The sequence below is a fragment of the Legionella tunisiensis genome (assembly GCF_000308315.1).
GTDB classification, from domain to species: Bacteria; Pseudomonadota; Gammaproteobacteria; order Legionellales; family Legionellaceae; genus Tatlockia; species Tatlockia tunisiensis.
The window spans coordinates 1-12,902 of sequence record NZ_CALJ01000071.1; the positions used below are offsets into that span (position 1 = coordinate 1).

Here is a 12,902-nt window from a genome sequence, read left to right on the forward strand (position 1 = left end):
ATGCCCTGATTTTCTGCGCTTCGCTGCTCACATACTAATGTGTATGCTCCGCTGCGATGCTCGAACATCAGGGCATAAGCACTCAAGCTAGCGAAATGTAGCTAGTCCTTCCTTATTTCTACTATTTTGGTGTTTATAGTTTAATTTTCTGCACTTCGCTGCTCACATATAATAGTTGGCTGTCCATTGTTCCCAGTTTATAGGCATGGTATAAAATTCTCTCTGTTTGTTACGCTCTAATCTACAACAAGGGGGATTTATAAATGTCACAAAAATTTAATGAGGTTACTAAAGGAATTAGTACACAATTGGCTAAAATGCGTAAGGAAATGCCAGAAGTGATGGCAGGATTTTCTTCGTTGGCACAGGCCGCGACAAAAGATGGGGTTTTGGATAAAAAGACGAAAGAACTAATTGCAATGGCTTTGGCAGTTGCTAATCACTGTCCTGGATGTATAGGTTTTCATTCCCAAGCGTTAGTGAAATTGCAAACGACTCGTGAAGAATTGCTGGAAACTTTAGGAATGGCAGTTTATATGGGTGGCGGCCCATCATTAATGTACGCTGCTGAAGCATTAGAAGCATTTGAGGAGTTTAGTAGCTAATCAGTCACCGGCTTTTAGTGTGGAGGGCCGGCATTTTAAAAGAAAGAAGAAACTAGTTGTAGAGTGCTGGTTACTTCTTCTTTGATTAAAGAACCGTTAAGCAATAACGCTGCGCCTAGCAGCGTTATTGAGATACTGACTGCAAGAATGGACAGGTTTGCAGGTAAGCATAAGGGTAGGAGCACCGCCGCCAGAATTAAGCTACCGGCTTCAATGTGTTGCAAGGAGGGTGAGTAATGGGTGTTAGCGGGGACTTTTGTATTGCCTGTTACGCTGCTCCTCCGTTCAGGTACTAATGGCTGAAAAAAGCTCGGCGTTTCTTTCTTTTTTCTATGAGCTCACTTAACTCCGTACCCAGATTAGAAGTTTGCTGTTTGTATACCTTACCAGAGGCCGCAAGAGAAGCTAAATTGGCCAGGGCATGTAGCCAACAGATTTTTATTCCCATAGGCTGTTGTCCACCGGCTATAAAGGTAATGTTAAGCCGGTGTGATAAAGAGTATTTAGTAATATCTCTTTGGGCGGTAATGCCCTGACTTTTGCTATCAATACGGGAGTCAGTGGCGATTATTCTTATAACGTTACCTTCATGATCTGTTTCAGCAAACAAGGCATGCCAATGCGCTGCGTCACGGGTAGCATAATGACGCATATGGCAGATTTTTACATTCGGTCTGTTTTTATATAGAGCTAATTGTCCAATAAAAACATCTTCTTGGTGGACCTCTAATTCAGCTAGCGATTCATCAAAAGAATCGGCACTAAAGACAATGCTGGCTGGAGGTGTTTCAGGGGGTGACAGTGCTGTAACAAGTTTGTTAAATAGTCCTTCCAAGGCTGTGGCCACAGTCATTCTGGAGTCTGGGAATTTCTCCATAAAGCCTAGCTCTCGTCGTATTTTTATGAAGGGCAACAAAGGATTCATTATATTCTCACATTTAAATTATCCCAATTTAATATTCCTTTGCAGAGTGAGATTACAGGGCTTAATGAGCCAAGAGCTCACTCATGTGCTGCATTTGATTATCATGAGCAGTTTGAGCAGGGCAAGGGTAATTTTTAGTAACTCCTAACCAGGCTACTTGCGAAACGGTCATTTTATCTTTATCACTTTGCTGACTAGAGATTTCACGATACGTTTGCAGAATAATACCATTAAGGGTAATTGCATTTAAACTTGTTCCAGGAGGAAGACAAAACAATGCTCTACCATGGCTTTTCGCTGCCTCGTTAGCTTGAATCAAGGTTTCAGCAATACTTTCATTGGCAATAATGAGCACATTACGTGCGGATCTCGCCCAGGCCTGAGCTTGTGGATCAGCTTTCATCTCCATTTGCGGGATGTTATTAGAGATATTCATGTAATGGTCCATTGTGTCAGCCTGGAGGCAGAAAGAGCAGACAAAAAAGAAAGACAAGCTAAAAGACGCATGATTATTTCCCTGACAGAGGTTTAGGCCATTGTATCCAGTAAGTAATAATGTTGTGGAGTAGATTTACAAATAAAAAAGCCACATTCGATGAATGTACTGATTCCGTTAGCAAGAATCAAGAGCAGAAAAATGCTCATTAGTAGATTAAGCCAGCGGCTAGAGCTGGGGGGCGGGTTGTCTTTGTAAAATCCTCGTTCAAATAATTGAGCAATAGCAATCACACCAATAATGACAACGAAACCAATCGCAGACCAGGTGTAGAGATACAAACCAAGCAAGGGAGAGCCATAACCTAAATCACCCGGTGCAACATGGATAAAAATTTGCCGTAAAGCAATGCCAAGCCCTAGAAGCGATGTTAATGTCATTAATCCATAATGGGTAATTTTAATACCGGCTTTGAGATTCATGCACAAACAAAGGCCAATACCAATAAAACAAGCTCTTTGTAATAGGCAAAGTGGACAAGGTAAGTCATGTCTGTATAGCTGATCGTAAAAAGCGAACAGTAAAATGACACAGACTAGGATAAGCCCACAACTGTTGCCCCATCGATGAATTTTATTTTGACTAATCATAGATGCACCAGATGGCTGTGATAGTTAAACCAAAAGGTGGTTAATAATAAACACACCAGAAATTGTAGTTTTACAAAGCGATTGGGTTTAAAAACGATTTGTAACCCAACAACCAAATAACAAAGATACAATAAAGTCATCATAATGGTTATGGAGAGTGAGTAAATAGGCTCTTAGTATACCTAAGGTTAATAAACAATCCCTAGTCTTAATTAAAATCAATTCTCTGGTTAGATTTGCTAACCAGAGGAGGAAAAGTCTGGCATTAATTTTAAGTACGATTGTTTCATTTACTGATATAAATATTTTTCATATAGGCTAGAAAACCATCTTTATTCACCGGCGATTGTGTTAGTCCTATATATTTGTCGGGACGAATCAACAAAGCGGTAGTTTGTTGGATAGCAAACTGTTGATGTACTTCCTGGTTGTCATCGATTAATACCGAGTCCAGATCAATTGCCTTATTGTCTGAATCGGCTAGCACTAGGTGAACTTTGATGATTTCCTTAAACTGCTGACTTATAAAAACTGCTGTTTCAAGTAAAGCAGGGAATTGCTGTTTATTTTGCCCAGCGAACAAGAATAAATGATGCATAGTTCCCTGGGTCATTTGATGCAATTGCTTTTTCTCTTTGTTGTGTCTATCAGTTAAGTAAAAATTTGGGGTGAATTGACCGATTTTAAATTGGGTGGGCATACCCAGCGTCTTTACGATAGGGCTGTCAGCGTAAGAAATAGTTAATTCAGCCATATCTCTTGTAAAGGCTCTCTTAACGAACTTGAAAGAGGTAATAAGACGAATGAACGTATTACGTAGATAGATCAGTACAGGATTAGTGATAGTAATTAGCTTGGTCATAAGGTCTGTTTTTTCAACACGCCTTTGCCAATAGGATAACGCTCTTTATGGTAGCTATCTAATAAGCTGTCTTGTGCTAATCCTTTTTGCACTAATGTTAATTTCCAAATTAAATTATAAATATCTTGTATACCCGTATTAAGGCCTTGCCCTCCCATAGGGCTATGAATATGCGCTGCATCACCAGCAAAAAATAGTCGCCCATAGCGGTATTGCTGGATTTGCCGATGATGAATACCGAATTGGGTGAGCCAAATTGGATCAGATAACGTGGCATTTTCAGCGCTACGTTGTTTAAATGCTTGCTCTATATCTTGTATAGTGGGGGTGGCATCTATTGAGGAGCCCTCTGGTGCTACCAAGACAAGTCGATAACGTTTCTCCCCCATTGGAAATGCGGCCATAGGGCCATGATGACTGACAAAGATAGCCATTTTGTTCTTTGGCAAATTCCAATCGATATGAAGATCAGCAAGCCACCAAACTTCTTTGTAAGTGGCGCCAAGAAAATCGGCATTAACCAAATGCCTCAATGTACTATGAGAACCATCACAGGCAATAATCCAGGCTGCATTAACCTGTTCGCTGCTACCATCAGCTCGTTTTAAGGTGGCGATGGTATGATTGGCGGCTTGCTCAATTCCAGTTAATTCTGTTTGCCATTCAACCTGTAATCCTTTCGTAACCAGTCCTGCGTGTAATATTCTTTCCGTTTTATCCTGAGGCAAGTCGACAAGATAATGGCGATCCCCTTCTACGAGGGAGAAGTCAACATCCACTAATAGTTTTTCATGGGCTTTAAGTAACGCCCCTTCGACTTTTAGGCCCTGGGCTAGAATCTCATCAATAAAACCACAATCCTCCAGGACATCCAGAGTACGGATGTGGATCCCCAATGCTTTGGATTTATCACTTAATTCCGCTTTTTTATCGATAATTCGACAAGGTATACCATGCCGAGTTAATTCATTAGCGCAAAACAAACCAACAGGTCCTGCACCAACTACCAATACATCCAATCTATTCTCAGCCATGATGCACTCCATTCATCTTAAGTTAACCCAAGGAGAAATCGGTATGTTTACATAATAGAGCGATTAGCACGTAAGTAAAACCTTTTTCACTCCGAAGGCTCCTTAGCAATAAAATTGAAAAGAATACGTGGGTTAGTAGGATCATAGGCCACTTCTTTTACAGTTTCACTAAATTGGTTTTTACTAAATTCAATAATCGTTCTGCGCCAGAAATTTAATCCTCGTTCATTTTGAGGAATAACTGCTACCTCCCAGGCTCCTGCAAATTGCTGCCATACCTGTTTGGCAACCTGCTGACCTACTCCCTGGCGTTGAAATTTAGCAGTTACAAAAAATTCACCGACGTTCCAATCAATATTTGGAGTTGTAGCAATTTTGTTAATCAAGACAAAACCGGCAAGTTCTTTCTCAACACGAATGAGAAAAGGATAGCGTTCTTTTTCGGTAAAGTATTTTTACAATCATAACACTCATAAAGCCCATTCTCAGGACAATCCCAGCCTGGTAAAAATCCACAATATCTGGACATGTCATAGACATAAAATCGTGCCAGATTCTGTAGTCTTGGGTAGTCATGTAAATTGGCGGCAACAAGATGAATCTTTGTTTCTGGTATTTTTAGCATGCGCATACGCCTCTTTTATAAATATCTGCTCTACATTAGATTTCTTCGGAAACTCTACTACAGAGGGGAATTGCTTCGTCGATACGGTGCTCGAATTTTTATGTACTTCACGTACGCTCTGGTTCTTCGCTCCGTGTCTCCTTACACTGAGTTTCCGGATAAATTGACACAATTGGTTGCTTAATGACAATGCCATTTCATCCCGTGCATGATGGAATACACTTCATTATCACCAATGATTAAGTGATCCAGCAAGCGAGCATCGATTAATTCCAGAGCATGGCGTAGACGTTCGGTAACTTCTCTATCTTGCAGACTGGCATCGGATAAACCAGATGGGTGATTATGAGCCAGGATTAACGCTGCAGCATTAAGTTTAAGTATTCGCTCAACAATGGGGCGAAAATGAATAGTTGCTGTGTTGATTGTACCCGTAAATAATTCTTCGTAAGCAAGGATTCGGTGCTGATTATCTAAAAACAAAGCGACGAAGATTTCATTTTTTTATCGCGTAATTGCCGTTTCAAATAAGTGTAGGTTTGATAGGAGTCAGTCACCGAAGTATTTTTTGTAAACTGATAAAATCACTACGCCGACATATTTCCTGGATTGCCTGCAACTGCAGGTAACGTACCAGCCCCAGACCTTGGATTTGTTTAAAACTATGCTGATCGGCATTGAGTATTGCACGTAAATCGCCGAGATGATGAATTAAGTCAAACGCGAGTTGCAAGCAGTTTTTTTGCTATTACCTGAACTGATAAAAACAGCCAGTAATTCAGCATCGGAAAGGTTTTTAGCCCCTTGAGTCAGTAGTTTTTCACGCAAGCGCAATGGCTGTGCCGGTTGAGAACCAGTCATTATTATTCCTTTATGGCGAGGTTTGTGGTTTGATCGCAGATATTCTGATCAAAAAATAAAAGCCATGCAAGATTTTGCCAATAAAAAATTGTTCTTGGGATTTGCGGCGGTATTGCTGCTTATAAATCAGCCTATCTCGTACGTGAATTGAGCCGCTTGGGGGCAGAGATTCGTGTAGTTATGACAGAATCTGCGCAGCAGTTTATAACGCCACTAACCTTGCAGGCTTTAAGCGGGAATGATGTTCGTGTTGATTTATTTGATCAGCAAGCGGAACGCGCTATGGGGCATATTGAGTTAGCTCGTTGGGCTGATTACCTGGTAATTGCACCTGCTTCCGCCAATTGTTTGGCGAAGATGGCAAACGGTCTTGCTGATGATTTATTAACCACGTTGTATTTGGTTGCAGAAACGCCGGTTATTGTTTGTCCAGCGATGAATAAAAGCATGTGGTTACACCCTGCTACACAAGCTAATTGTGAACTATTAGTTCAACGTGGCGTTATTTTGGTTGGTCCTGAAGAAGGTTCACAGGCCTGTGGCGAGCAAGGATTTGGGCGTTTGAGTGAAATAGATAATATTATCAATGCATTACGTTTAAAGCAGGTGAGTCAACTATTACAAGGAAAAAAGTATTGATTACAGCTGGTCCTACGCGTGAAGCAATTGATCCGGTGCGTTATGTCAGTAACCATAGCTCGGGGAAAATGGGTTATGCTCTTGCGCAAGCAGCCTATGTAGCGGGCGCACAGGTTACTTTAATCTCTGGCCCCACTTCGTTAGTACCGCCTTCTGGCGTGTTATGCGATTGCGTTAATTCTTCGCAAGCGATGTATGAGTCAGTCATGCAACATTTGGAAGAGGGGGTGATTTTTATTGCTACGGCGGCCGTAGCGGATTATGGTCTAAAGGCGCCAGCACAAGAGAAGATTAAAAAGCAGGATAAAAAAGAATTAATCCTTCATCTCAATGCTAATCCAGATATTCTTGCTGCAGTTGCAGCGAGTGGTAAGGCGTCCTACGTGGTAGGTTTTGCTGCTGAAACCACAGAGGTAATCAAGCATGCGAAAGACAAATTGCGTGCTAAAAAACTCGATATGATCATTGCGAATCAAGTTGGGAAGGGCTTAGGATTTGATAGTGACTCCAATCAGGTCACTGTGTTGACTGCAAAAGGACAAACTGAATTGCCATTGACCCATAAAACCAGACTTGCAGGGCAAATTATTGCAATTCTGGCAGCAAATCTTCAAAATGCTGGCATTAAAAATTAGGGGAATACCATGGAACAAGCCATTCAATTAAAAATTCTCGACCCACGTGTGGGCAACAGCATTCCATTACCCAGCTATGCAACCCCCGGTTCGGCAGGATTGGATTTGCGCGTTTGTATCGATGAGCCCCTGCAGATCGGGCCACAAGAAACGGTATTATTGCCAACAGGACTTGCTATTTATATTGCTGATCCCAAGTTAGCTGCGGTCATTTTACCGCGTTCAGGTTTGGGGCATAAACACGGCATTGTATTGGGTAATTTGGTTGGTTTGATTGATTCTGATTATCAAGGGGAGCTAAAAATTTCCTGTTGGAATCGTAATCAGGAACATTTCACAGTGAATCCAGGAGAGCGTATTGCCCAGCTGGTTTTTTACCGGTAGTGCGAGCTGCTTTCACAGTGGTTGATTCGTTTACGGAAAGTAGTCGTGGCCAAGGTGGTTTTGGTAGTTCCGGGAGACATTAATGACTTATAGTCAAAGGCAGGTTGAACGCTCTGTTTTCAGAGCCTACGATATTCGTGGTGTTATTGGTAATCAATTGGATGAAAATGCTTTTTACAGTATAGGTCGTGCAATTAGCTGCCGTTTGCATGCGTTGCAGCGCAGTAAAATTTTTGTAGCTCGCGATGGTCGTTTGACGAGTGCCAGTTTAGCGAATGCATTAAAAGAAGGCCTTCTGGCTAGCGGTATTACGGTAGTTGATTTAGGTGCAGTAGCGACACCAGTTATGTACTATGCAGCCTGTACGCATGAAGGTATAGATTGCGGCTTGATGGTGACAGGCAGCCATAATCCCTCAGATTACAATGGCATAAAAATGGTATTGGCTGGCAAAACGCTGGTGCAGTCTGATATTGATCAACTTTATGAATTGGTGGCAGCAGGTACGCACCAGGATGGTGTAGGTCAAGCAGAGTCGCTCGAGATTATGAACAATTATACAAATCGTATTCTTAGCGATATGAAACTTCAGCGTCGTTTAAAAGTAGTGGTCGATTGCGGTAATGGAATTGCTGGTCCAATTATTCCTCAGGTTATCGCGGCGCTAGGTTGCGAAGTGATTCCTTTGTATTGTGAAGTAGATGGTCGTTTTCCCAATCATCATCCAGATCCAACAATAGAGGCAAATTTAGTGGATCTCAAAGCAATGGTTGCGCAACATCAGGCAGATATCGGTTTAGCGTTTGATGGTGATGCAGATCGTTTGGGAGTAGTCAGTAATTTGGGTGAAGTCATTTGGCCCGATCGTTTGTTGATGCTTTATGCCCGTGATGTTTTAAGCCGTAATAAAGAGGCAACTATTGTTTATGATGTGAAATGTTCAAGTCATCTGGCTGGGGTAATTAGAGCAGCCGGTGGTATTGCAAAAATGTGTCCTACAGGGCATTCCATCGTGAAGGCGGTTATGAAAGAAGAGCAAGCTGCCTTGGCTGGTGAAATGAGTGGACATCTCTTCTTTAAAGATCGTTGGTATGGTTTTGATGATGCACTTTATAGTGCTTGTCGTTTATTAGAAATTATTAGTGCGAGTTCACAAACAGTAAGTGAGCAGTTTGATGCTATTCCTAACAGCGTTAATACCCCTGAAATAAAGATTCCCATTGCTGAAGAAGAGAAATTTGCTTTCATGCAACGCTTCAGTGAAGAAGCTAAGTTTCCTGAGGCTGAAGTGATTACTATTGATGGCTTACGGGTTGAGTTTGCCGATGGCTGGGGATTATTGCGTGCCTCTAATACGACGCCTTGTTTGGTAGCTCGTTTTGAAGCAAAAGATAAGGCGAGCCTTGAGCAAATTCAGACTTTATTCAAGACACAGTTACAACGGGTGAATAAGAATCTCGTCTTGTCGTTTTAATAGTTACCATGACTAGAGTACTGCGGTATTTACCGCAGTGTCTCTTAAAGTACACTCTGTTTCACAGTTCTTAAGGTTTCCTTAATTTTTCTCCGTTATTGTCGTCAAAAATTAATAACAATGGAGTAAGGAATGCCTTTTAATATAGAGTTACTCAAACGTTCTAATGATGTCTCAATTAAAGTTCAAGCTGTAAAAAATACTATAAATGTTTATTTTAGAGGACCACAGGAGGCTGCAAGCACAGCCAGAGAGAATTGGGTTCATTTAGAGGCCCATTTCATATCAACGATGCCTGGGTGCATTACTGAGTCAGTAAGAGGCCCGGATGCCCCGCATATTAAAAAAATCACACGAACGCAGAAGAGATTAAAATTATGCATTCTCACAGCGAGTTTACTTCTGAAATTACTCCAGAGCGTTTTTCTGCGTATTTGACTAGCATGTTTGTTCAACAGCAACAAAGCGATCATGATGGCGAAGAATACCAATTTTTGTGAGTAAAGCTGAAGTTGAGGATATCACTAAAAAGTTTGAAATTTATTATAGTGAATATAAAAATAGCAGCACAGAAGCAATTTATGAAAGGGAAACAAGACTAACCGCAGAAGAGCAATTAGCCTATGATGAGGCTGTAGAAGAAGAGCGAAGCTCAAGAGAGGTGATGGACTCATTAGTTAATTCCTTATTAATTGCTACAGTACTTTCTGGCCGTCATCCTTTTCATAGAGTTCCTGCACCTACCTCTGTGAATTTACCACCTAAAGAGGAATCTGAGGAAAGCGTTGATTGTGCTATTATGTAATGCGGTTGACAAAATTTAAGGTAATTTCTGCACGGCAAACAGCATCACAGATAACGCTTCTTGATGCTGTCGTCGGGCGATAACCTTTTCCTGATGAATGATCTGCAAGTCGAGTTGGCTACATAATTGGGTAATATAATCAACATGATGGCTAAAACGAGCACTTGCTTGCAATTGCCAGGGTTTATCCTCCGAGATTTCGATGGTAAAGATGAAATAACCTCCTGGCTTGAGTCGGTCAGCAATGGCAGTAAAAAAGTCATCAAGTTTGCCAAAATAAGGCAAGACATCAGCTGCAACGGCCAAGTCATAATGTTGCTTACTCTTTTTCAGGAAGGTTTCTAATTCTGCTTCTACCAGCTTATCGTAAATTCCTTTTCCTTGTGCTTGGGTTAGCATTTTGGCCGCAATATCAACACCTGTTAAATGCTCACTAATTTCGCGCAATACGACCCCTGTTAAACCGGTACCACAACCTAAATCAATTATTTCGTTTAATTTATAAAGGTTTAAATGATGGAGTAGTTGAGCGATTTGTTGGGGGATAGAGTAGTTTAGTTGGCCTTGCAAATGTTGATCGTAATACAAAGCGTAATTGTTGAATAAATTGGAAGCATATTCGGGACAAGTTGGCGGGTTTAATTCATCAGTAGCTAGGGCATGAAGCATGTGCTGACTGGCTTTATCGTCTGGATTAGCCGCAACGGCTCTTTCCAGCAAGGTACGAGCGTGTTCTTTATCTTCCAGTCGGATATAAATAGCGGCTAAATTGTTTAGAGCAGCAAAATGATCCGGCTTTAGTTCTAAAATTTTTTCAAAGTGGTTAGTTGCTTCACTGAGATGTCCCAAAGCCATTTGCGCAACACCGGAATTATATAAATACTCCATATTATGGGGTTCTTCTTTAAGCAATACATCGTAATGCATAAGAGCATTTTCAAAACGATCATGGTGCATAAAGGTCGCTGCTAAATTATTGCGAGCATCCAGATGATTATTATCAATAGCCAACGCATTGGTGAAATAACTCACTGCTAATTGACCCTGCTCACGTTTGAGGGCAATCACGCCCAAATTCGTTAAGGCTTGGACATGCTGTTTATCTTGTGCGAGCACTTTTTCAAAAGCCTGTTCTGCTTCTTTTAACAAATGGGCTTCCAGATAGAGAACGCCCAGATAGAATTGGGCTTCAATATGGTTAGGTTGTAGCGCTAAAACATTCTTGAATTGAGTTTGTGCAGCAGTTAGTTCATTATTTTGCAGTAATAGTAAACCCAAATTAAAATGGGCAGCGGTAAAATCAGGTTCAGCATGGACTGCTAGACGATAATGATGAAGTGCTTTGGTATAGTCATTTTTCAAAGCATAGACGGTAGCTAAATTATGTTGTGCCTGAGCATAGTCGGGAACGAGTTGAATTGCCTTTTGGTAATAAAGAATGGCTTTATCCAGTTGATGCGAATTTTTATAAGCATTGGCCAGATTATTGTATAGGCTGGCATCCTCAGGTTGTAGACTCAAAGCTTGCTGTAAAAAATCAATGGCAGCATTCATATCCCCCAATTGTGCATAGGCAAGGCCGAGAAAATGCAGGGCTTGTCCATGTTTAGGGGTGAGTTGAAGTAGTTGTTCATAAAGAGAAATAGCCTGGGGCAGTTTACCTTCCCGTTGTAATTGGTAAGCTTCCACAAATAAGGCGTCGTTATTCTCGTTCATAGTCTTATCACATCAAAGTTGAGACTGTAATTGTTTCAGAGCTTGGGCACGATGGCTAACCGTATTTTTAATAGTAGCAGGCAATTGGGCTGCTGTGCATTGGTGAGTAGGTATATAAAATACAGGATCATAACCGAAGCCTTGTTCGCCCGCAGGCGTGTTGGCAATTCTGCCAAGCAATTTTCCAGTGGCAATAATGGGGGTGGGGTCATTGGCATGTTGTACCAAGGCAATCGCGCAATAAAAATAAGCGTCTCGCTCTGTTTCTGTTCCAAGTTTGGTTAATAATAGAGCAATGTTGTCCGCATCATTGGCATGAATACCAGCATAACGCGCTGAATAAATTCCCGGCTCACCGTTTAAGATCGGTACTACTAAACCGGAGTCATCAGCCAGAGCGGGTTTATTACTTAAATGACTGGCATGCCTGGCCTTTAGAATGGCATTTTCGACAAAGCTTAAGCCTGTTTCTTCAGGGCTTTGTATTCCTAAGGTGGATTGAGGGATGCAATACCACGGCGCAAGAATAGCCTCTAGTTCGGCAATTTTACCTTTATTATCAGTTGCTAGAATAATTTCTTTCATAAACCTTAGCTATAAAAAATAAGGGTTTTACTTAAATTAAGATAGATGCTACTGGTAGAAACGAAGTTATGCTAGAATTTACTTCATTTTTTAAATTTCCTTAGTATTGAGGAGAAACAATCATGGTCGGTAACACTACGCGTACTCAGTTTAATCGGGATTTGGACGCTATACAAAAAGCAGCGTTCCAAAGAAATACTTTTTGGAGTAGGCAAACTCAAAGAGATCCAGTTGGTGAGCGTTACCAAAGAGAAAGAAGTGTCCAACTTGCTATTCATGGAAAAAACTTCATTACGAGCGTTGACGAGTTACAACGTGTAGTTAGTGAAAATTATCGCACTTTTTTAAGCAAGATTTTTGGGATGACATGGTTCGTGCGGCGGGAGCTGCTATGAAAGCAACAGCCACACCGGAAGAGCGTGATATTTTTAATGCACATGTGACTTATCTAGTAGGAACTTTAGAACAGTATGGAATATCAAACACCTGTACAGGTATTGCGAATACTATAAAAGGTACGTTGACGACATTGGCAGGTTTCATTGTGGCATTTGCTGGCTTTTGCACGGCGCTTGCAGCTGGATGCCTGGGAGGTGTTATTCTGGGGGTAGGTATAGGTGTTATGGGGGCAATAGTCACTGCTTTAGGAGTAGAACAGGCAACGGA

Annotated in this window: 16 protein-coding genes and 3 pseudogenes; 8 read left to right on the plus strand and 11 right to left on the minus strand. The window is 41.3% G+C overall.

Annotated features, from left to right (window positions below):
- Nucleotides 1–263 precede the first annotated feature (263 nt).
- Nucleotides 264–605, plus strand: a complete 342-nt coding sequence (locus BN58_RS05490; protein WP_019215985.1) for a carboxymuconolactone decarboxylase family protein — start codon at nt 264–266, stop codon at nt 603–605.
- A gap of 292 nt (nt 606–897) precedes the next feature.
- On the opposite strand, the gene BN58_RS05495 is transcribed toward BN58_RS05490, so the two are convergent.
- The 9 genes and pseudogenes from BN58_RS05495 to radC all read right to left on the minus strand — a co-directional run bounded on the left by BN58_RS05495 (nt 898) and on the right by radC (nt 5,998).
- Nucleotides 898–1,530, minus strand: a complete 633-nt coding sequence (locus BN58_RS05495) for a hypothetical protein (protein WP_156812377.1) — start codon at nt 1,528–1,530, stop codon at nt 898–900.
- 61 nt (nt 1,531–1,591) lie between these two features.
- Nucleotides 1,592–1,966, minus strand: coding sequence for a hypothetical protein (locus BN58_RS05500; RefSeq protein WP_040916177.1), 375 nt, complete (start codon nt 1,964–1,966; stop codon nt 1,592–1,594).
- A 92-nt stretch (nt 1,967–2,058) separates the two neighbouring features.
- Entirely contained in the window at nt 2,059–2,616 is a 558-nt protein-coding gene (locus tag BN58_RS05505) for a disulfide bond formation protein B (RefSeq protein WP_019215988.1), read from the minus strand.
- Entirely contained in the window at nt 2,613–2,759 is a 147-nt protein-coding gene (locus BN58_RS37540; protein ID WP_408605463.1) for a DUF5993 family protein, read from the minus strand. The genes BN58_RS05505 and BN58_RS37540 overlap by 4 nt, the downstream gene beginning before the upstream one ends.
- Before the next feature lie 143 nt (nt 2,760–2,902).
- Nucleotides 2,903–3,478 carry a hypothetical protein gene (locus tag BN58_RS32930; RefSeq protein ID WP_020424299.1) on the minus strand — a complete coding sequence of 192 codons (576 nt, stop codon included), beginning with the start codon at nt 3,476–3,478 and terminating at the stop codon, nt 2,903–2,905.
- Nucleotides 3,475–4,512: an FAD-dependent monooxygenase gene (locus BN58_RS32935; RefSeq protein WP_020424300.1), complete on the minus strand. Its 1,038-nt coding sequence runs from the start codon at nt 4,510–4,512 to the stop codon at nt 3,475–3,477. The genes BN58_RS32930 and BN58_RS32935 overlap by 4 nt, the downstream gene beginning before the upstream one ends.
- Before the next feature lie 86 nt (nt 4,513–4,598).
- Nucleotides 4,599–4,898: a hypothetical protein gene (locus BN58_RS29595; protein ID WP_232220366.1), complete on the minus strand. Its 300-nt coding sequence runs from the start codon at nt 4,896–4,898 to the stop codon at nt 4,599–4,601.
- The gene (locus BN58_RS28110; protein WP_051131844.1) at nt 4,895–5,137 is read right to left on the minus strand and encodes a hypothetical protein; all 243 of its coding nucleotides are present in this window, start codon (nt 5,135–5,137) and stop codon (nt 4,895–4,897) included. The genes BN58_RS29595 and BN58_RS28110 overlap by 4 nt, the downstream gene beginning before the upstream one ends.
- 180 nt (nt 5,138–5,317) lie before the next feature.
- Nucleotides 5,318–5,998: pseudogene (gene radC, locus BN58_RS28115) on the minus strand (RadC family protein).
- 64 nt (nt 5,999–6,062) lie between these two features.
- On the opposite strand from radC, the pseudogene coaBC reads away from it, so the two are divergent.
- The 5 genes and pseudogenes from coaBC (at nt 6,063) to BN58_RS05560 (ending at nt 9,935) form a co-directional block, all read left to right on the plus strand.
- A pseudogene (coaBC, locus tag BN58_RS22435) lies at nt 6,063–7,272 on the plus strand (bifunctional phosphopantothenoylcysteine decarboxylase/phosphopantothenate--cysteine ligase CoaBC).
- A gap of 9 nt (nt 7,273–7,281) precedes the next feature.
- A pseudogene (gene dut, locus BN58_RS22440) lies at nt 7,282–7,739 on the plus strand (dUTP diphosphatase).
- Entirely contained in the window at nt 7,739–9,130 is a 1,392-nt protein-coding gene (locus tag BN58_RS05550; protein WP_019215994.1) for a phosphomannomutase/phosphoglucomutase, read from the plus strand. Before dut ends, BN58_RS05550 begins: the two are co-directional and overlap by 1 nt.
- A gap of 377 nt (nt 9,131–9,507) precedes the next feature.
- Nucleotides 9,508–9,630 (plus strand): hypothetical protein, encoded by a 123-nt coding sequence (locus tag BN58_RS35805; RefSeq protein ID WP_269570098.1) that lies wholly within the window; start codon nt 9,508–9,510, stop codon nt 9,628–9,630.
- Entirely contained in the window at nt 9,627–9,935 is a 309-nt protein-coding gene (locus tag BN58_RS05560) for a hypothetical protein (RefSeq protein ID WP_019215996.1), read from the plus strand. The genes BN58_RS35805 and BN58_RS05560 overlap by 4 nt, the downstream gene beginning before the upstream one ends.
- A gap of 15 nt (nt 9,936–9,950) precedes the next feature.
- Here the strand turns inward: BN58_RS05560 and BN58_RS05565 are convergent, their stop codons facing one another.
- Both BN58_RS05565 and rdgB read right to left on the minus strand, forming a co-directional pair.
- Entirely contained in the window at nt 9,951–11,651 is a 1,701-nt protein-coding gene (locus BN58_RS05565) for a tetratricopeptide repeat protein (RefSeq protein ID WP_019215997.1), read from the minus strand.
- Between the two features lie 12 nt (nt 11,652–11,663).
- Complete coding sequence (rdgB, locus tag BN58_RS05570; RefSeq protein ID WP_019215998.1) at nt 11,664–12,236, minus strand: RdgB/HAM1 family non-canonical purine NTP pyrophosphatase; 573 nt, start codon at nt 12,234–12,236, stop codon at nt 11,664–11,666.
- A gap of 122 nt (nt 12,237–12,358) precedes the next feature.
- Between rdgB and BN58_RS05575 the strand changes: the two genes are divergently transcribed.
- Together BN58_RS05575 and BN58_RS05580 are read left to right on the plus strand one after the other, a co-directional pair.
- Nucleotides 12,359–12,631 (plus strand): hypothetical protein, encoded by a 273-nt coding sequence (locus BN58_RS05575; protein WP_019215999.1) that lies wholly within the window; start codon nt 12,359–12,361, stop codon nt 12,629–12,631.
- Nucleotides 12,604–12,902, plus strand: a 299-nt coding sequence (locus BN58_RS05580) for a hypothetical protein (RefSeq protein WP_232220367.1), incomplete at its 3' end; no start/stop codon positions are given. The genes BN58_RS05575 and BN58_RS05580, both read left to right, overlap by 28 nt.